Origin of the sequence: Yersinia aldovae 670-83 (genome assembly GCF_000834395.1) — a bacterium.
Lineage (GTDB): Bacteria > Pseudomonadota > Gammaproteobacteria > Enterobacterales > Enterobacteriaceae > Yersinia > Yersinia aldovae.
In genome coordinates this window covers 1874814-1892273 of sequence record NZ_CP009781.1, presented here as the reverse complement: position 1 = coordinate 1892273, position 17460 = coordinate 1874814, and the positions used below count along the sequence as shown (strand labels likewise).

The following is a 17460-nucleotide window of genomic DNA, read 5'->3' as shown; positions in this document are numbered from 1 at the left end:
GATTTATAAGTGGACGTAACCTGTCTAATTGACCGTTGAGAATTCGCATTCAGTTTTTAAACCTCGAATACTCAGATGAATAGACACGACAAACTTGGATATCGACTTGGATTGATACTGACGCGCCTCAACAATGGCGAGTCATTGACCGTCAGGGGCCTTGCTGACGAATTTAACGTTTGCGAAAAAACAATACGGCGCGATCTGACAGAACGTCTGGCTTACCTGAACCTGCTCCGACAAGGAAAGCAGTACCGCCTGCCTAAAGGTATTCTGGGGCAACGCAGCAACACGGATTTGCGCCGTTTTACCCGTATTCTCGGTATCGAAGGGCTGTTCCCCCGCAGGGAAGATCGCCTGCTGAATGTGTTGCTGGGTGATACCGAAAACAATCCCTTCCAGATCAAGCAACGCCCTTATGAGAATTGCGGTGCTTTCATGTCCACCCTGAATGCCATTTCCGGGGCGATTCAGGCATCCCAGAAGATTGCGTTTACCTATAAAGACAAGACGTTTTCGGGCGCTGAACCTTATCGTGTCGTGAATGACAGAGGGCTCTGGTATCTAGCCGCCCGCCACGAAGGAACGTTGAAGAGTTTTGCAGTTTCTACGATGACCCATGTACAGGTCAGCAATATGCGATTCAGTCCTGATCCCGTTGTCAGTCAGCAAGTGGAACTTGCGGAAAGCATCTGGTATGGCGACGAACTCACCGAAGTGCTGATCTCTGTCTCAGCCCGTGCGGCATCATATTTCTCTCGCCGCAACCTTTAGCCGGGCTCAGTTTCGAAGCGGACTGTTCTCTTGGACGGCCGCATTTTGCGCTTGGGCTGGATGTAATAGCGCAGCATGGAGCGTCCACCGGTGTACCCCATCGCTTTAATTTCTGCGAGGATGATCTCGCCATTCCAGACATTATCGGCCAGGCGCGTGTCAATATAGTCCATGAACGACTTCAGCTTGGCCATTTTATGACGTGTTTTTCTGGCAGGTGGCTCAGGATATTTAAGATAGCGTCTGACGGTGCGCTCCGAACACCCCACCTGAGTCGCTATATCGACAATGTACGCACCTTGCTTACGCATTTGCTTTATCATGTAAAAGTCCTCTCTGTTCAGCATGTTGATGTCCTTTCTGGTGTCAGAACCTTAAGAAAACAACATGTTGGGTGGAGCGGACAATCCAAATGGTGAATTACAGTCTTATATCATTGGCGCTAACAGTTTTTAATAAAACTGCGTTGATGTTGAGCAACACACTCGCTATCGACAATAATTTTAATTTCTGTTGCGGTCGTTTTTAATGTCACTTTCTTAGTTTACTCTGAACTTAGGGAAGGAGCGAACAGGTTCTTGATATAAGAGTGTAGCGATGACGCCCGGGGTGTTTAGTTAGCAGTAATAAGGTTTTCATTATCTGCCGAACGCGGTATCTAATACTAATACATTTCAATAATGGTGAGGAGTTACGGTGAATTTTTGATATGACAGGTTGTGTCAACGACTATTATTAGAGAGATATACTTAAGTAATCTATTGAATTTAACTGATTAATATTTATGGTTATTCTTTTATTCCTCGACACAACCTGTCTTGACCTTCCCGGATAATTCTTTTTTTACTGAATTGGGCAGGTTATTGGCATGGATCGACACGACAAGTTGGGATATCGCCTTGGTGTGGTGCTGACTCGTCTCAATAATGGTGAGTGCCTCTCTTTGGCAGAATTGTCGGCAGAATTTAATGTATCCGAGCGTACCTTGTATCGGGATATGCATGAGCGTTTGGCATACCTACATCTTGAAAAAAAAGGTAAAAACTATTATCTGGCTCGAGGGGCATTGGGGCAGCGCAGTAATACTGATCTACGGCGTTTCACCCATATTCTCGGGATCAATGGGTTATTTCCGCGCTGGGATGATCCATTATTAACGTTACTGCTGGGAGCGACAGATAATAATCCTTTTCTGATTAAGCCGCGTGCCTTTGAGAATTGCGCTGTCTTTCTTTCCACGCTAAATGCACTGGCTGAGGCGACCCAGCAGTCTAAAACCGTTTCTTTTACGTATAGTGACAAGAAACATTGTGACGTTGAGCCGTATCGTTTAGTGAGCGATCGGGGAATTTGGTATCTGGCTGGCGTGGACAATCATCTCCTCAAGAGTTTTGTGGTCTCGGGTATTAGCGGATTGTTGGTCAGTCAGGTGGAGTTTACCTCTCAGTCGAATATTCATGCCCGTATTGAGAAGGCTGACAGTATCTGGTACGGCGAAGAACATTTCGAGGTATTACTCTCTGTATCGCCACGGGTAGCACATCACTTTCGCCGTCGAGCCTTTTACCCACAGCAAGAAATAATCCATACGTCCCCGGATGGGGGGATGTTGTTGATTTCTCAGGTCCACCATTTGAACCAAATTATCCCATTAATTAAGTACTGGCTACCGCATGTTGAAGTGATACAACCTGCTTCAGTGCGACAACGTATATTAAGTGATATCCAAGAGGCCCTTAATGGGGCAAATCAAGCGGATAATTGCATCGATTTTAAACAAGGGCGTGATAGTGATAAATAATATTGAGAATGATTACGAATCAGAGGTGATAAGGCTCATTAGTGATACTTTCGGTGCTTACATGAATGAGGAGAATAAGACTCTCCAAGTATGGCTGGATGCCCCTTTCAAATTCGATAAAGAGGCTATTCTTGCTCACGCTGCGTGGGTACGAGAAGGTTTTCAGGCTAGTGATGATGCTGCATTGCTTATGCCAGAATTGGATGTTCTCCTCGATTTTATGCAACTCTCACGCGATGACCGAGACAGACAAGGGGCTAAGGCTCTTCTTTATGGCAGTAAAATTAATGAGATGAACGCATTGTTAAAGGTTCTCATGACTTATTATCAGGTTCAGATTAAGGCCTTAAAGAAAGAAATGGATTGATGACAATTCTATTCTATTTCAGACAGCCTAAACTTTTATTTTCATGTGACACACTTTTGCTATGTATATAATGAAATCCCTCGACAAGAACCTTCACGCTGTCAAAAAGCTACTGGGGCATGTCAGTATCCAATCGACACTTGATTATATTGATGAGAACGTAGGATATTCTGGAAAAAGAGTTGAGGTGAAGGCTCATGACCTTTGCTGATTTGCAGGCCTCCATGTTCCTATAGGAATATGAGTAAATCAGCTCGGGTGTTCCGTTCCGTGTTGCCAAACAGCTAGTACTGCACTTGTATATTGGGTGATACTTGGACACCTATGTGAGTGCCGATGTAAGAATGAACCACATATTGTGAAGAATTTCCTGATTTTTAAAATAAAAAATGAGTGACCAATATTGGCATTAAAGAAACGGGAGCCTGAGCTCCCGTTTCTTATTTCTCGATACTGACCAGTGTGGGGAGTCCCGCCGACCCACAGGCTCGCCATGCTACTTTTCGGGTTTCTCCGGGAGTGATCAGTCTTGGTAGATAGCTTTTGAGGTACTGAGGCAGTTCTCCTTCCAGGTCTGAAATATCAAACTCTTTCACATCGGCATTGGGTGATGCTGCGGTGAAGTGCGTTACGGTACGGCTGACCGGGGTGACGTTCTTGATGGTCATACGCTGTGTTACCGGAGTATCACAGCCATCCCAGGCCATCTCATCATCAGGGGTTGCCAGTAATCCTGCTAGCGTGGTGCTGTCTAATTTTCCTGCCATTTTCACGGCGATGCCGCCCATCGACTCATACCCTTTGGGCAGTTTTGGGTTGGGCCGCGTGGCTTGTGGCGTGATAGGCGCAGGTTGCACCCCTGTGACAGGGCGGGTCACGTTATCACACAACAGCGTCAGAACGTCAGTGAGGTCCTCTTCACTGGTCGGTTGTCCGTTAATCAGTAAGCGAGTTGCCATAAAGCTGTCACCGTTGACGGCAAACTGCAGTGTCAGACTGACCGGTTGCTGGTCCAGTATGGCCTTTCCACTGACGTCGACTTGTGAGGTGGGAATATGACTCTTCGACTGCAGCCACTGCGGTGAGGCCAGAAAGTGATTGATTTGTTGTTCCACGGTGACAACCGGGCAGATATCCATCACCCCGTCTTTGACAGTGTTGATTGGGGATGCCAGTGCCGATGTGCTCAATAATAAACCGGTAGCTATCAACAACGATTTTTTCATGATGTAGCCCCTTTCATGGCATTCAGGCAGGCTTCACGCCAACGTTTCCTTCCCCACAAACTCAGGCGATAACGACGGTCCTGTTTGACGGAAATTACCAGCGCATTTGGCATGAGGGGGATAAATCCCAGAAGTTTGGTCCAGCCCGTCTCCACACTGAGAATATCACTCAGGGTAATGGCTGTTTGCCCGGTTGCCACATTGAATTTTCCAGACTCAAAGATGAGGCGCTCGGTGGTCAGGTAAAGTCGACCGCCGGTGGTTTCCAAACCACGTTGTAGATTGACACTTCCTTCGCGAAGCAGTGTTTCATTGGGCATCAGTACAGTTTTCATAAAGTTCCTTGTTTTAAGGGGATTCTCCAGCGCCAAGCATATCGGTGCTGCCTGACAGGTTGTGTCGGGACAAAATAAAAAAGAGGTTTATTTAGCGAAAGGTTTGGCGAAGGAGAGGGGACAATCGGTAGTGTCCGGGCCGGGTTTGCTCTGTAATGCGGGCAAGCCGGGATAAATCACGTTGTGCGGTTCGTTCTGAGATACCAAATCGTGCACACAATACCGCCGTCGTTAAAGTGTGGCCCTGACAGAGCAGAATGACACATTGACAGAGTCGTTCGGCCAGTTTTTCGGCTTGAAGCCCCATTATTTCTCCCAGACTCGCCAGTCATTGCCCCGTTGCAGGGCCGAAAGGTGGCGGTGAAGAAAAACGCCTGGATTTATTTTCCCGGTAACGCATTCTGCTGTGAAACGATGACAATTGTTATTGAGCAAATGGTAGCGGCGATGGATTCCCACCTGGCTTAGCGCCCGTTTTGAAGCATTGGTGTTACCCACAGGATGCGTGCCGTGACAGTCGGTATACAGCGACAAGGCGGTGTTGTATCCCTCGAGTCGGTTAAGAAAATCATATCGGTTACTTAACAGCACGTCACCGCTGCCAGACAGATGCACAATCCGCTGATGGCCCACATAGATACCACTGTGCGTTGTGGTTCCTCCCGCCAGTTCACACCAGACCATGCCGCCAATAGCAGGCTCATCAATGGTGGCTCTGATGACATTGTCGGTAAAACTTTCCAGCAAACGGAGGAGGGGGTAGCACAACAGCAGGCGAGAGACAGTCAACAACATGTTTATTTCCTCTCTGCACGGGGTCAGTCAATGGTCATGCTGACAGTGAAGACGTCCATCTGGCAATAATGGACAAAGTTTTTCTGCCAGAGTGTCCAGAAATCGCGACGTTCACGGTTATCAAGTAAATCGCCAAAGAGGCAGTGCCAGACGTAGCCTTGTGACCAGCAGACATCAAACTCTTTTGCCAGTTCGGGCCAGGCACTCCCTTGCCAGCTGAAATCCGTCAGATAATCCAGGGACCAGCCAGCATCATGCGACGTCCGGTAAACACGGATTTCGATCGGATGCCAGCCTCCGCTTTCTGCGCTGTAATGTGGGTCACGAAAGTGAAGAATAGCGTTATCGGCTTTCGATGGAACCGATGACAGATGTGTCATCATCAGGTGAATGAATGTCCGGCTCAGGGGGAGTTGAAATGCGGATTGTTGCAGTGATGGCGTGATTGGGGACACAGAAAATCTCCTTATGGTTTTGCAGTGTGAGGATAAAAGTCCATCGCGGGGGAGAAACAGAGGGGGGAGGGTGGTTAGTCTTTTGGTGTGGGGGTCAGTTGCATCAGTTTATCGATACGTTTTTCCCAGTCGGTATAGCAGCGGTGAGAAAATACCTGCCCCGTAGTTTCTTCGGTCAGGCAGATATCGGAGGAGCGCAGTATCGCTGCAAGAAAACCGGCATTGTTCCTGCTGGCACTGCTGAACAGGGGGCGCAGAACCGTGGAGTGAAAATCCGTTTTTTCCACCTCTTTCAGTAAAGTTCTGATGGCACTCAGGGCCACCCATTCACGAGAGAACAGGCCTCCACTGTCATTGGCCGTGATACGCAACCAGCGTTCACCAGATTTTATATCGGCTGCCAGTTCCCAGTGCAGCATCCCAGTGGCGTGCGGATTGATTTTCTCAGCCTCACCGATTAGCAGGCGGGTATAGTCATTCTTGAGTGTCACAGGGAGATTTTTCTTCATGTCAGACTCCAACATTTTCTGCAATGGATATCAGTGCGTCAGCGCCCTTGAAGGTCGCGGTAGGGGAAAATAGCAGGTAGAGCCCTTGCCCTGAATCACTGAGGATAGCGAGGGCCAGAAACAGGGTGTCATCAATGCGAATGACATACTCGGGGTTACAGATGAGAAATTGCAATTGTGTGGTCAGCGCGGGTGTCAGAGATGCCTCATCTCCGTCAATCAAGTAAAGTAGTGAGGTTTCTGTTTCAGACCATAAATCACAGGTCAGGGTCAGACTGCCGTGGGTGCATTCGGTCAGTGCCTGCAGTAATGTTTGATGTTGTATTAATGAGATGGGGAGTTGGGTGACGTCACCCGGTGTGCGTATAAGTTGCATGATTGATGTCCTTAAGGTTAATGGGCATCAGAATAATATGTAGTTGAGTAATGTTTTATGGCGCTTTATTTTTAATCGTATCGAGGGAGAATAACATGATAGATGATGAATTAAATGGATATTTCAATACTCTTGATAAAGACAAAGATATACAATATTTGAAAGGGGTGACATTAGCTACGCTTTTTCGTTTTTTGAATGGGAGTGTTTATCTCACTAATATAGAGGAGTCTGTTGTTCATTCTGTATTGTCTGAGTTTCAGAGTGTAGAGAAAGCTCAGTTTATATTGTCATTCTTTTCAGATGTTCGTTATAGAGAAAAAGGACTTAAAACGGATGAGTTCAAGAAAAGTCTCTTGGGGAATTATCTTCGCATATACCATCCTTGTCACGTAAAAGTGAACTTGTATCATGATGCCTATATCATTGAACAAATAGGCGTTTTGAATAGATACATAGAGAGAATTTCTTATTTGGGTAGTCTTAATAATGGTTCTCAGTGTGAGCCATACTATGAAAATATCAAAAGTCTTGATGGTTATTCCTTTTTTCCCACAAGGAGAGCGATGGGGGAGGGTGAAATGAGAGACTATAATCATGCCATCGATATTATCATGAATAAAGGGATGGATTCGTTAGGTTTACTTGATGAGACGTTAATGAGGGTTTTATACGATTCGGTTTTAGATGGTATCGAACAAGTGATGTCACTCTATACTCCCGAGCGTCCCGCTTCTGTGTTTTTAGTGCTATTCTATGCGTTAAATTTATATGAAGAATGTCAACGTGATGCTGTTGAGTTTGCCGATAATTTTGATTCTAATGTTTATAATAAAAAAAGAAAGGAACTGGAAAAGAAAATAGCATTTGATACTGTTTTTGTGTACTTGCTTTTATCTCAATTTAATGAAATCGATTTGCTTAAGAAAAATGTCAGTCAACCAGTCGGTCAGTTAGAGACAAAAATTAAATTAAAACGTCCTACGCTCCATTATCTGAAAAGACGATTTAATATGAGCAGTAATAATGTTCTAAAATTACAAAAGAAAATTATACTTAAATGCATTCTGTTCTCGATAATCAAAAGAATGAAAGAAGATAACAGTAAGACTCATTCTTATATGGATGTTCTCATCAACGTTAAGGATAATTTTGTCTGGATAGATACCAATGAGCACCGTAGAGACAGAGCTATCTACAGTATTCTGGTAGATGAATCGAAATGCTGTACGGACATGCTAGCAGATAAAAAAACCACCCCATAAAGAAACCACCCCATAAAGAAACCACCCCATAAAGAAACAATAATCTTCAAGGTGATTTGAATTTTCTGGTACCCTTAGCGGTGTATTGCTGCGGGTACTTTTTTTGCCTTAACTGCCAATCCGACATCTCATTCTCACACCAATCCCCCTGCCAATTCTTTACTGTAACATATTCATCTAATTGTTTTTTAATGATATTTTCTTTATGGTGGTGGTGTTTTCATGTAAATGGATTATTTACGGGCATGGGGATATCGGCTAACTTTATCCCCGTGTTGAGCTCACTCGAAGGGTTGGCAGAAGAAGCCAACAAACAGAATACAAAATATATCAGGAGGAAAATGTGAAAACAGTGTATGCCAGCATGATTTTTACCCGAATAAATGACGCTGGCTGAATTCGTCATCATATACCTTGAATATTCCAAGGTGTATAAAAAGTCTTACCGTACTGATTGTTCAAAAATCTCGAAATATATTATCCCTGTACTGGGCGGCTTACGGCTATCTGAAATAAGTCGAAAACATATTCAAGATTATATTAATGGATTGGTGAACCTGAAATTTTCGACCCGTAACAGGCATCTGGCATTGCTGAAAGCAATATTCTCGTATGCGGTCGATTATGGATACAGGGATGTGTCACCTGCGGCTGGAATGAAAGCCTTTCGCGAGCCTGCCTCAATGCGAAGGGCCATGGAGCCAGCGGAGTTTCAACGTTTCATCAGCGTGCTTAGGCAGGAAATTGTTAAAGAAGCGCGAGATACATTGTGTCTCCTCGAGTTTCTGGCACTGACAGGAATGCGGCTCGGAGAAGCGCGTTCCGCACTGATACAAGATGCAGATAGGGGGCGGATGACCTTGTTTCTTCGTGATACGAAGTCCGGTGATTCTCGACTGGTCCCCCTTTGTCAGGCTGCCATCGTACTTATTGATGTACAACGAGAAAAATATGGCATGGAGGGATTGTTATTTCGTTCCTCTTCCGGGGAAAAGGTCTCAGAGCCCCGGCGTCTGATGGCGGCCTTGTGTGAAAACGCGGGTATAACGCGATTCACCATTCATGAGCTTAGATATACCGCGGGTTCAGCAATGCTGGCTGCCACACGGGATATTTATGCGGTGAAACAGTTTTTGGGGCACAAGCAAATAAGCACGTCAGAGCGATATGCCCGTTATTTTGGCGGCCAGCAACATGCCGATGTTGAACGGGCCATGCAATTAATGATGAACGAATGAGCATTGGCCTGCGTTCATATAACCACTAAATAAGTGAGACCGAAAAATGAATTCTGAAAATAATAGTCAAACTCAGCCAGTGATGATGCCAGAAGGCTTTACAAATACCCTGGACGGATTGTGTTTTAGCGGAACTGATAAGGGTCAGGCTGATGAAACTATCTCTCCTCAGAGAATAACGCCCATAGCGATTGTCTGTAACCGAGATAAAAACAAGAACATTCATGTCAGGCTGGAATGTATCAACTATGCCAATATCACTGTTATCGTCAACGTGAACCTTCAGGCGCTGAAAACCGGTGAAGAGCGTATTATCCCAGAATTGGCGGGGCAGGGGGTCTTTATTAACAGCAAAGGGAAGCTTTTTACTCGCTTTATTGAGGCGTGTTGTCAGTTACCTTTGGTGGAGTATCGTCTTGTGGAACGCCCTGGTTTCCAGGAAAACGAATTTATCTTTTTGCATGGTCATGACGCATTGTTCATGCCGGAGCGGGAGAATATTGATGGCGTATGCCTGTCGAATTCGATGGATGTTCATGGCGCGGCTCAGTCAAAAGGCACCGCTGAAGAATGGTGCGATAATGTCGCACGAAAGCTTCAGGGGATGCCGCAAATTTTTGCTGCCCTTTCTGGCTTCAGTTCGCCGTTATTGTCTTTGCTGGGGCAGAGTGGCGGAATGTTCCACTTGTTTGGTGGCAGTTCTACCGGTAAGACGCTGGCGCTACAAGTTTGTGCCAGTGTGAACGGTCTGGCGGGTGAACCCGGTGCTGGGGAAAATACGTTGATTGCTCGCTGGCGAACCACCGTGAATGGACTTGAATTGCTGACCGCTCGTAGTCACGGCATGACCTTACCTCTGGACGAGTTGGGCAGTTTTGCTGAGCGGAGTTTTGCCCCAGTTCTGTATGACATTGTCTCGGGCATGTCAAAAGTCAGGATGGATGGCGAAACGGGTGGTGCGTTTGCTCAACGGCTCTGGACACTGTTTATTTTATCCAGTGGGGAAATCTCTCTGGAAGAAAAAATTCATAGCCTGAAAGAAGTGTCGATGGACGGGATGCAACATCGCGGTTTGTCCATTGAAGTCCGTGCTGAGGACTCCTGGATGCCTGAAGAGAATGCGGATCAAGCCCGGCGACGAATAGACCAACTGAAATCGGCGATGTGTGACAATCACGGCAGTGTGGGGAAAGCGTTCGTTCGTCAGTTAATCAGTCAACGTGATGCTGAAGGCCGATTACTGAGTCAGGAAGAAACGTCATGCTGGTTGAAAACAGAGTTTGATAGCTTGCATGAGGAAATGCAGAGACGTATCCACAGCACAGATACCGAACTGAATCAGGTTGAATCACGTGCTTTACAGCGTTTTTCCGTCATTTTTCTTGCAGGGGATCTGGCTCGTCGATGGAGTCTGGTCCCATGGGGACATGATATGATTTCAGATATTGTCTATGAGGCCTATCGCCGTTGGCTGAATAATCATCGTTATGGCTCTGGCAGTTCACGTGGTCTTCTTGTCATGCTACAAAATCAACTGTCCAGGATATACGGTGCACTTGTTGATTTTAAGGCTACTCGGTCATCTGGTGAGGGGCGAGATATCGGCGGGTATCGGGTAAACGAAGACATCTTCATCATGCCTGACACGCTGGATAACTGGGGGAAAGCGGTTGGGATGACGGCAAAAAGACTGGCGGCCTTACTGGATGAGCACCACTTTCTTACGCGTAAGGAACGAGACCGGTTAACGACGCGCATAACTATCAATGGCGTGTTAGCTAATGGTTACTTGATTCGTCATGAATTTTTGACAGCTAAACTGTAATCATACCTTTAGAGGCAGCCAGACCGGCTGCCTTTTTTCGATGTCAGTATAATAATGGGTCTGGTTCTCTGGTGTTGAGAATAGCCCGCCCGATATGTTTTTCAATCAACTGCCCAGTCGCTTTCAACCTGTGTGGATGCAGATGCGCATAGCGTTGAGATGACTGAATGCTACGGTGCCCTAATTGTGACTGAACGTCATACAGTGTCCCTCCTCGTGACACAATCAGTGCGGCGACAGAATGCCGACAGGTATGAATGCAGACGTCCTTATCGGGTATGCCTGCGCGTCGTATAATGCGTTTGAAGGCTTTGGTGACGTTACAAACGGGCTTTCCAGGTAAACGTCCACCAAACATCCACAGATTTCCGCCATATCGGGGGAGTTCGCTTATCAAATTCAGTGCCCAGGTATTGAGGTGAACCAGACGGCCGACGCCATTCTTGGTTTCCGGTAGCCAGAGTGTCCCTTGTTGTTCACTGTAATGTTCCCATTTTGCCAGTCTGAGCTCATCCCTGCGCAGGCCGGTGAGCAAAAGCAGGCGAATATAGATACCTGCGACTTGGTTGTTGTCCTGCGCAGCCGCATCAAATATTTTACGGATCTCATTTTCTGAGAAGTACCGTTGCCGGGCATTATTTTCCCGCATTAACGGGATATTTGTCGCGGGGTTGAGGGGAATAAGTTCCTGTCTCTGGGACCATCTGAACAGGGCTTTGAGCAGGGCGATGACCCGGTTATTGGTCGCAGGCTGGCAGGTGGCACAGAGTGAGGATTGAAGTTGGGTGATATGGCGAGGGGTAACTTCATTTAACAACAGGTGGCCAAGGAGGGGAGCAATATGGTCCCGAAAGCGTTGAACATCTTTATTCCAGCTTTTTTTGTGGACTTTGGCCCAGGGAAGATAATAGTCATTAAACGCCTCATCCAGGAGGGGGATGGCTTTATGGCCCTCCCGCACCTGTCTGGGGTCAGTTCCAGTGGCAATCTGGCGTTTCATTTCTGAGGCAATACGCCGTGCTGTGGCAATATCCAGTTCGGGGTGATGACCAATACTGATGGCGCGCTTGCGTCCTTGCCAGAGATAACGTAGCAGAAATTTCTTTTTGCCTTCTCCTTTTCCAATCAGGCATTTTAGGCCGCTTATCTCGGTATCACTGTATTCAGCTTCCCGTGACGGCGCATCGGATGGATTGGGTGGCAAACTCTCTATGAGCCGGTGAGTAAATTTAAAACGACGGGGTACAGGCATGCTGAAGTCTCCTTATGCCGGTGTGGATTAATGGGGTAATACGCGTAACAAGTGAGACAGGGAGGTAAGAGTCCCTGACCTCAGTCGGTGTTGAGAACTGATATGAGCAGATGAACAAGGGGTATGAAGTGGGTGGATCAATGCTGATGAGATAAGGCGACTGGGTGAGTAGGGTTCCGGTCTATTTCTGGTCTTCCCCGGTTTTCTCCCGGTGTTTTCCCGTTTTTTGGGGGGCCCGAAAGCCTTCTCATCCTATGACTTTTGGGTTTTTTCCCCGTTTCCCCGTGAGTTTGAGGCGTGGGGGCAGGGTAATAATATGTATTTGAAGAACGAGGCTGATGCTGCATGGGGATAGGGTTATTCTGTTAATCTCAGATAAAATATAAAAACAACATGTTTATTCAGTTTTCATGACTGTGCACTCTTCTGTTGCCAACTCAATGATGACTCACTCATCACATCTTATGCTTTCTGAATGGCATACATGTCTTGGGGAGAGGAATATGACTTTTTCACTCCCCTCCCGTAATACTTTCCATATCTTATGGGTTTTATTTAAATTTAATAATTAATAAATTGATATATTACAATGAGTTAATTTGAAGTTAATTGACAGTGAGGTGTTATTGTAATTTGTCTAAAAAAATAGATTTTTAGACAAATTACCTTCATGAGTCATCACAATACTGTGACATCATTTTTTGAATAATGAGAAATATAGAATAGAGGAGGCCCCTACTGTGAAATAAACGGGAAAACGGGGAGGTGGGTAAATTAACGTTGTATAACAAGGGTTTTACGCGCAAAGATTTCGGGGGATTTGCGGGGAAAGCACGGGAGAGTCACGGGGAGACCGGATCAGGACCGGAGTCTTTCTGCTTTTTGTGGCGTGATAAAGGGGGCGTTAATAAGGATGAGGACGATTATATGATGAATGGGGGCTCTGGCTGTATAGGTCAGAGTACATGACTATGATGGGATGTGCAGGGGGAAATGGGAGATTGCGTGTTGAAATAGGGGTCGCAATGAGTCAAGTGTCAGACAGGAAATAGACCAGAATCCAGATACGAAAAAGCCCCGCTTTGCAGCGAGGCCTTATAAATAGTGGTGCCCGGACTCGGAATCGAACCAAGGACACGGGGATTTTCAATCCCCTGCTCTACCGACTGAGCTATCCGGGCAACGGGGCGCATTAAACCGTATTGGCACCAAATCGTCAATGAGTTTCTTATATAAAGCCGACCACTTGCTCTCTTTTCATTCAAAAGTATCTAAAAACTGTCGCTCTGCGTGTTTTTCCGAGCCAAAAATAATGTAGGTAACAACCATAGTGGAGAAGATTGCCATCATTTCAAAAATGGCACAGCTTGGGGCTGTGCCATTTCAATTAATGCCTGTACTAACACTAGCTAGTAACGACGGTAGCTCTTCTGTGCACCGTTCACCTTAACCAGATAACGGCGAGACTCACCGGATGGGTGTTTGGTGGTCAGTGTTTGGAACACATCGCCAGGTGCCATATTGTTGATTATCTTCACTGCTTGATTCTTATCGCTGGAGAATACTCGCAGTACGCTGCCCGCACCGCCATTGTAGGAAGTAATGACGGCATAGCGCCGCGAGGTGGTATTTTGAATCCCCCCCAAATAGGTATTTTGCAGGATAGACAAATAGGCGGTCCCCGCATCGATATTATTTTCAGGATCAAAAAGATAGCTACGGCTAGGCTGGCCACTTTTGCCTTTCATCTTGAACACATCCCGACCGGCGGTATGCTGTACCACTTGCATCAGGCCCAGAGCATCAGATCCACTGACCGCATAGGGGTTGAAGCTTGATTCTGTTTGCATAATGGCCAGAATCAAGGATTCCTCAACGCCATACCGTTCAGCAGACTTTCTCACCAGAGGCAGATATTTATGGGCACGTTTATCCAGATGGTTAGGCACCAATTGCAAGGTGACAGACCAGATGACATGCAGGCCAGAGGTGCGTTTTTGCATTTTATTTTGCAGTAAATAATCAGCGAAATGTGCGGCTCGCCATTCCCAACGGATCGGCTGGCCGTTGTTATCGAGCACCTGTCCATAAAGGAACGGTTCTTTACTGATCTGAATATCGTTTACGTCAGAATAGAGGTCGATCGAACCGGGATCATCGCCCATTAACAGCGTAGTGATAATAGCTTGACGCAAGTGAGCCGCCGGATCGGTCGTGGCAATGGTTTCAACCGTAATCGTACCGGCATCAAAGTTGATATGGCTGCGGGTTTGATATTGATCCGTGTACTTAACATAATCTTTCGGACCCGCAATGAGGACTTCTTTTAATCCCCAAATGTTTTCAATGTTATGGGCAAATTGGCCCATTAAAATCTCAAATCCATTGGTGTCTTTGACATAGGCTTCTTTTTCTGCCTGATTTTTATTGCCTGAGCAAGACACTAACAAGGGTGCAATTATCAGCAAAGCTAAAATTTTCTTCATCTTACAAGCCATATCTTGATGAGGAACATTCCCATGAGGGAATAAATAACAGCGGGGCCAACGCCAGCCCCGTGTGGTTACTGACTCGGTGGAGTATAACCTTCAATATGTACGTCCTGCCCTTCGAACAGGAAGTTAACCATCTCTTGTTCCAGCAGTTTACGGTCTTCTACGTTCATCATGCTGAGCTTCTTCTCGTTAATCAGCATGGTTTGTTTAGTTATCCATTGTGACCAGGCTTCTTTTGAGATTTCGTTATAGATCCGTTTGCCAATTTCGCCGGGATAGAGCTGAAAATCTTGCCCTTCAGCCTCTTTCTTTAAAAACGTGCAAAAAATCGTTCTACTCATGATAAATCCTCTTCTGTGGCGCAATTGCCAAATAAAGCTGTTTGGATAGGCTGGTTATTGCTTAGCCAACTGGTGTAATAAGCGCTCAACTGGGGCGGCCAGCCCTACTGACGGTGGCTGTGCTAAGTTATACCAGAGACCCGCACTATCATCCATGTATCCAGCGGGGGATGCCTCATTCAGCCACATCGGGACAATATCCAGATGGAAATGACTGAAGGTATGACGAAACGCAGTCAACTGCTGCAATCCACTGGATTTGATCCCTTGTTGCTGTAGCCAGCGGTTAAGATCTTCGGCTTCGGCAAATTGTGGGAAACAAAATAAACCGCCCCATAAACCTACGGGGGGGCGCTGTTCGAGCCAGACTTGCGAGCCATTTTGCATTAACAGAAAATAGGCGGTCTTCTCTGGTAAGGTTTGTTTAGGTTTTTTGCCCGGATAACGCGCCCAACTGTGGTTAGCATATGACATGCAGCCAGTATTTAGCGGGCAAAGCTCACACTTGGGTTTAGAACGGGTGCAAACAATTGCGCCTAAATCCATCATTGCCTGATTAAACTGACCCACACCCTTGGCTGGGGTAACATCCTCACTTATTTGCCACAAACGGCTTTCGACTTCCTTTTTACCCGGCCAGCCCTCAACGGCATAACAACGAGCCAGCACACGCTTAACATTACCGTCTAAAATCGGGAAATGTTGCCCTAAAGAGAGCGACAAAATGGCACCAGCGGTTGAGCGCCCAATACCTGGCAGCGCGAGTATTTCGTCAAAAGTGGTGGGAAACTCACCTTGATGGCATTCAACAACTGTTTGAGCCGCTTTATGCAAATTTCGGGCGCGAGCGTAATAGCCCAATCCTGTCCATAAATGTAAAACTTCATCCAGCGGAGCGGCCGCCAGTGCACGGATATCAGGGAACCGCAGCATAAAACGCTGGAAATAGGGAATGACGGTCGCAACCTGAGTTTGTTGCAACATCACTTCTGACAGCCATACTTGATAAGGTGTTTTATCCAATTGCCAGGGCAAGGTTTTGCGGCCAAAGCGTTGGTACCACTCAAGTACCATGTGCGCGAATTGTTGCGCTTGCATCATAAGCAGGTATCGATATCCGGCAGATAAATAAATTAGGGCTGGATTGCAGCATAGAGTTTACGTGCTGTAAACCGGAACTTTCTGTATCCCCTTCGTCTCTGGCGCTACAGCGGTGTTGGTTGCTTGTAATTGACTAGTTTGGGCATTAATAGGTTATTTACCGCTTAATTTTGTGCTTATGGCGTTCATAGTTGATAAACTGGCGTATCTTTGCATAATGCGCGTTCACATGCGCAACCAACAGACAGAAAGCACCATGATAAATGACGTCATATCTCCGGAATTTGATGAAAACGGCCGCGCACTGCGCCGTATTCGTAGTTTTGTTCGCCGTCAGGGGCGTCTGACCAAGGGCCAACAACTGGCGCTGGATAACTACTGGCCGGTGATGGGCGTGGAGTATCAGGCAGCACCGGTTGATCTGAGTTCCTTGTTTGGCCGTGAGGCCCCAGTAGTACTGGAAATCGGTTTTGGTATGGGCACGTCCTTGGTGACGATGGCCGCCAGTAATCCCCAGCAAAATTTTTTGGGTATTGAGGTACACTCACCGGGCGTCGGAGCCTGTTTGAGTTCAGCACACGATGCTGGGCTGAGTAACCTGCGGATTATGTGCCATGATGCGGTTGAAGTGCTGGAAAATATGATTCCAGATGCGTCACTGGATATGGTGCAGCTATTTTTCCCTGATCCGTGGCACAAAGCGCGCCATAATAAGCGTCGTATCGTCCAGACTCCTTTTGTTGAATTGGTAAAAAGTAAATTAAAAGTGGGTGGCGTGTTCCACATGGCGACCGACTGGCAACATTATGCGGAACATATGCTGGAAGTGATGTCGGCGGTAGAGGGTTATCACAATCTTTCAGCGCAACATGATTATGTTCCCCGTCCGGACTCGCGTCCGCTGACAAAATTTGAATTACGTGGCCAGCGTCTGGGACATGGCGTTTGGGATCTGATGTTTGAGAGGAAAGAATAATGGCTAACAATCGCAGTCGTCGTTTACGCAAAAAGATGCATATTGACGAGTTTCAGGAATTAGGTTTTTCCGTACAGTGGGCCTTCCCTGAGGGAACTGGCGTTGACGTAATCGATAAAACTGTCGATGAATTTATCGATGAAGTCATTGAAGCTAACGGCCTGGCATTTGATGGTAGCGGCTATCTGCAATGGGAAGGTCTGATTTGTCTGCAAGAGATCGGCCATTGCACCGATGATCACCGTGCTCTGGTGACCAAATGGTTGGAAGCTCGCAAGTTAAAAAATGTAGAAACCAGCGAACTGTTTGATATCTGGTGGGATTGATCT

General features: G+C 46.5%; 19 protein-coding genes, 1 tRNA gene and 1 pseudogene. 8 read left to right on the top strand and 13 right to left on the bottom strand.

Annotated elements, in window-relative coordinates; translation table 11 throughout:
* Nucleotides 1-75 precede the first annotated feature (75 nt).
* Nucleotides 76-774 (top strand): helix-turn-helix transcriptional regulator, encoded by a 699-nt coding sequence (locus tag AT01_RS08750; protein WP_042548558.1) that lies wholly within the window; start codon nucleotides 76-78, stop codon nucleotides 772-774.
* On the opposite strand, the pseudogene AT01_RS08745 reads toward AT01_RS08750, so the two are convergent.
* Nucleotides 774-1121: pseudogene (locus AT01_RS08745) on the bottom strand (IS21 family transposase); the annotation flags it as partial. The gene AT01_RS08750 and the pseudogene AT01_RS08745 sit on opposite strands and share 1 nt — an antisense overlap.
* 521 nt (nucleotides 1122-1642) lie before the next feature.
* Here AT01_RS08745 and AT01_RS08740 point away from each other — a divergent pair.
* A complete protein-coding gene (locus AT01_RS08740) occupies nucleotides 1643-2575 on the top strand; it encodes a helix-turn-helix transcriptional regulator (RefSeq protein WP_071841504.1) in 933 nt (310 codons plus the stop codon).
* Nucleotides 2565-2942, top strand: a complete 378-nt coding sequence (locus AT01_RS08735; RefSeq protein ID WP_042546861.1) for a hypothetical protein — start codon at nucleotides 2565-2567, stop codon at nucleotides 2940-2942. Before AT01_RS08740 ends, AT01_RS08735 begins: the two co-directional genes overlap by 11 nt.
* A gap of 440 nt (nucleotides 2943-3382) precedes the next feature.
* Here the strand turns inward: AT01_RS08735 and AT01_RS08730 are convergent, their stop codons facing one another.
* From AT01_RS08730 to AT01_RS20190, 7 genes are all read right to left on the bottom strand, one after another.
* A complete protein-coding gene (locus AT01_RS08730; protein ID WP_042546860.1) occupies nucleotides 3383-4168 on the bottom strand; it encodes a hypothetical protein in 786 nt (261 codons plus the stop codon).
* Complete coding sequence (locus AT01_RS08725) at nucleotides 4165-4503, bottom strand: GRAM domain-containing protein (protein ID WP_042546859.1); 339 nt, start codon at nucleotides 4501-4503, stop codon at nucleotides 4165-4167. The genes AT01_RS08730 and AT01_RS08725 overlap by 4 nt, the downstream gene beginning before the upstream one ends.
* Nucleotides 4504-4594: 91 nt before the next feature.
* Nucleotides 4595-4810: a DeoR family transcriptional regulator gene (locus AT01_RS22565; RefSeq protein WP_071841503.1), complete on the bottom strand. Its 216-nt coding sequence runs from the start codon at nucleotides 4808-4810 to the stop codon at nucleotides 4595-4597.
* Nucleotides 4810-5298 (bottom strand): lecithin retinol acyltransferase family protein, encoded by a 489-nt coding sequence (locus tag AT01_RS08720; protein ID WP_042546858.1) that lies wholly within the window; start codon nucleotides 5296-5298, stop codon nucleotides 4810-4812. The genes AT01_RS22565 and AT01_RS08720 overlap by 1 nt, the downstream gene beginning before the upstream one ends.
* 23 nt (nucleotides 5299-5321) lie before the next feature.
* Nucleotides 5322-5753 carry a DUF2787 family protein gene (locus AT01_RS08715; RefSeq protein WP_235427255.1) on the bottom strand — a complete coding sequence of 144 codons (432 nt, stop codon included), beginning with the start codon at nucleotides 5751-5753 and terminating at the stop codon, nucleotides 5322-5324.
* Nucleotides 5754-5827: 74 nt separating this feature from the next.
* Nucleotides 5828-6262: a hypothetical protein gene (locus AT01_RS08710; RefSeq protein WP_052489957.1), complete on the bottom strand. Its 435-nt coding sequence runs from the start codon at nucleotides 6260-6262 to the stop codon at nucleotides 5828-5830.
* Between the two features lies 1 nt (nucleotide 6263).
* Entirely contained in the window at nucleotides 6264-6638 is a 375-nt protein-coding gene (locus AT01_RS20190) for a hypothetical protein (RefSeq protein ID WP_052489956.1), read from the bottom strand.
* A 95-nt stretch (nucleotides 6639-6733) separates the two neighbouring features.
* On the opposite strand from AT01_RS20190, the gene AT01_RS08700 reads away from it, so the two are divergent.
* The 3 genes from AT01_RS08700 to AT01_RS08690 all read left to right on the top strand — a co-directional run bounded on the left by AT01_RS08700 (nucleotide 6734) and on the right by AT01_RS08690 (nucleotide 10966).
* Nucleotides 6734-7903, top strand: a complete 1170-nt coding sequence (locus AT01_RS08700) for a hypothetical protein (protein WP_042546857.1) — start codon at nucleotides 6734-6736, stop codon at nucleotides 7901-7903.
* A gap of 383 nt (nucleotides 7904-8286) precedes the next feature.
* On the top strand, nucleotides 8287-9141 hold the full coding sequence (locus AT01_RS08695) for a tyrosine-type recombinase/integrase (protein WP_052489955.1): 855 nt from the start codon (nucleotides 8287-8289) through the stop codon (nucleotides 9139-9141).
* Nucleotides 9142-9187: 46 nt separating this feature from the next.
* Entirely contained in the window at nucleotides 9188-10966 is a 1779-nt protein-coding gene (locus tag AT01_RS08690; protein ID WP_042546856.1) for a DUF927 domain-containing protein, read from the top strand.
* A gap of 43 nt (nucleotides 10967-11009) precedes the next feature.
* On the opposite strand, the gene AT01_RS08685 is transcribed toward AT01_RS08690, so the two are convergent.
* From AT01_RS08685 to mutY, 5 genes are all read right to left on the bottom strand, one after another.
* Nucleotides 11010-12218 carry a tyrosine-type recombinase/integrase gene (locus tag AT01_RS08685; protein ID WP_042546855.1) on the bottom strand — a complete coding sequence of 403 codons (1209 nt, stop codon included), beginning with the start codon at nucleotides 12216-12218 and terminating at the stop codon, nucleotides 11010-11012.
* Nucleotides 12219-13323: 1105 nt separating this feature from the next.
* Nucleotides 13324-13399 (bottom strand) — tRNA-Phe (locus AT01_RS08675).
* A gap of 228 nt (nucleotides 13400-13627) precedes the next feature.
* Entirely contained in the window at nucleotides 13628-14704 is a 1077-nt protein-coding gene (gene mltC / locus AT01_RS08670; protein WP_042546853.1) for a membrane-bound lytic murein transglycosylase MltC, read from the bottom strand.
* Between the two features lie 77 nt (nucleotides 14705-14781).
* On the bottom strand, nucleotides 14782-15054 hold the full coding sequence (locus AT01_RS08665; protein ID WP_004703528.1) for an oxidative damage protection protein: 273 nt from the start codon (nucleotides 15052-15054) through the stop codon (nucleotides 14782-14784).
* Nucleotides 15055-15108: 54 nt separating this feature from the next.
* Nucleotides 15109-16155, bottom strand: coding sequence for an A/G-specific adenine glycosylase (gene mutY, locus AT01_RS08660; protein WP_042546852.1), 1047 nt, complete (start codon nucleotides 16153-16155; stop codon nucleotides 15109-15111).
* 256 nt (nucleotides 16156-16411) lie between these two features.
* Here mutY and trmB point away from each other — a divergent pair, with 256 nt between their 5' ends.
* Together trmB and AT01_RS08650 are read left to right on the top strand one after the other, a co-directional pair.
* Nucleotides 16412-17131, top strand: a complete 720-nt coding sequence (trmB, locus tag AT01_RS08655) for a tRNA (guanosine(46)-N7)-methyltransferase TrmB (protein WP_042546851.1) — start codon at nucleotides 16412-16414, stop codon at nucleotides 17129-17131.
* Nucleotides 17131-17457: a YggL family protein gene (locus AT01_RS08650; protein ID WP_042546850.1), complete on the top strand. Its 327-nt coding sequence runs from the start codon at nucleotides 17131-17133 to the stop codon at nucleotides 17455-17457. The genes trmB and AT01_RS08650 overlap by 1 nt, the downstream gene beginning before the upstream one ends.
* Nucleotides 17458-17460: the final 3 nt, after the last annotated feature.

Bases quoted from the DNA above. Each gene is read 5' to 3' on its own strand.
- AT01_RS08750 (WP_042548558.1), top strand. From the start codon at position 76: ATGAATAGACACGACAAACTTGGATATCGACTTGGATTGATACTGACG.
- AT01_RS08740 (WP_071841504.1), top strand. From the start codon at position 1,643: ATGGATCGACACGACAAGTTGGGATATCGCCTTGGTGTGGTGCTGACT.
- AT01_RS08730 (WP_042546860.1), bottom strand. From the start codon at position 4,168: ATGAAAAAATCGTTGTTGATAGCTACCGGTTTATTATTGAGCACATCG.
- AT01_RS08725 (WP_042546859.1), bottom strand. From the start codon at position 4,503: ATGAAAACTGTACTGATGCCCAATGAAACACTGCTTCGCGAAGGAAGT.
- AT01_RS22565 (WP_071841503.1), bottom strand. From the start codon at position 4,810: ATGGGGCTTCAAGCCGAAAAACTGGCCGAACGACTCTGTCAATGTGTC.
- AT01_RS08720 (WP_042546858.1), bottom strand. From the start codon at position 5,298: ATGTTGTTGACTGTCTCTCGCCTGCTGTTGTGCTACCCCCTCCTCCGT.
- AT01_RS08710 (WP_052489957.1), bottom strand. From the start codon at position 6,262: ATGAAGAAAAATCTCCCTGTGACACTCAAGAATGACTATACCCGCCTG.
- AT01_RS20190 (WP_052489956.1), bottom strand. From the start codon at position 6,638: ATGCAACTTATACGCACACCGGGTGACGTCACCCAACTCCCCATCTCA.
- AT01_RS08700 (WP_042546857.1), top strand. From the start codon at position 6,734: ATGATAGATGATGAATTAAATGGATATTTCAATACTCTTGATAAAGAC.
- AT01_RS08695 (WP_052489955.1), top strand. From the start codon at position 8,287: ATGACGCTGGCTGAATTCGTCATCATATACCTTGAATATTCCAAGGTG.
- AT01_RS08690 (WP_042546856.1), top strand. From the start codon at position 9,188: ATGAATTCTGAAAATAATAGTCAAACTCAGCCAGTGATGATGCCAGAA.
- AT01_RS08685 (WP_042546855.1), bottom strand. From the start codon at position 12,218: ATGCCTGTACCCCGTCGTTTTAAATTTACTCACCGGCTCATAGAGAGT.
- mltC (WP_042546853.1), bottom strand. From the start codon at position 14,704: ATGAAGAAAATTTTAGCTTTGCTGATAATTGCACCCTTGTTAGTGTCT.
- AT01_RS08665 (WP_004703528.1), bottom strand. From the start codon at position 15,054: ATGAGTAGAACGATTTTTTGCACGTTTTTAAAGAAAGAGGCTGAAGGG.
- mutY (WP_042546852.1), bottom strand. From the start codon at position 16,155: ATGATGCAAGCGCAACAATTCGCGCACATGGTACTTGAGTGGTACCAA.
- trmB (WP_042546851.1), top strand. From the start codon at position 16,412: ATGATAAATGACGTCATATCTCCGGAATTTGATGAAAACGGCCGCGCA.
- AT01_RS08650 (WP_042546850.1), top strand. From the start codon at position 17,131: ATGGCTAACAATCGCAGTCGTCGTTTACGCAAAAAGATGCATATTGAC.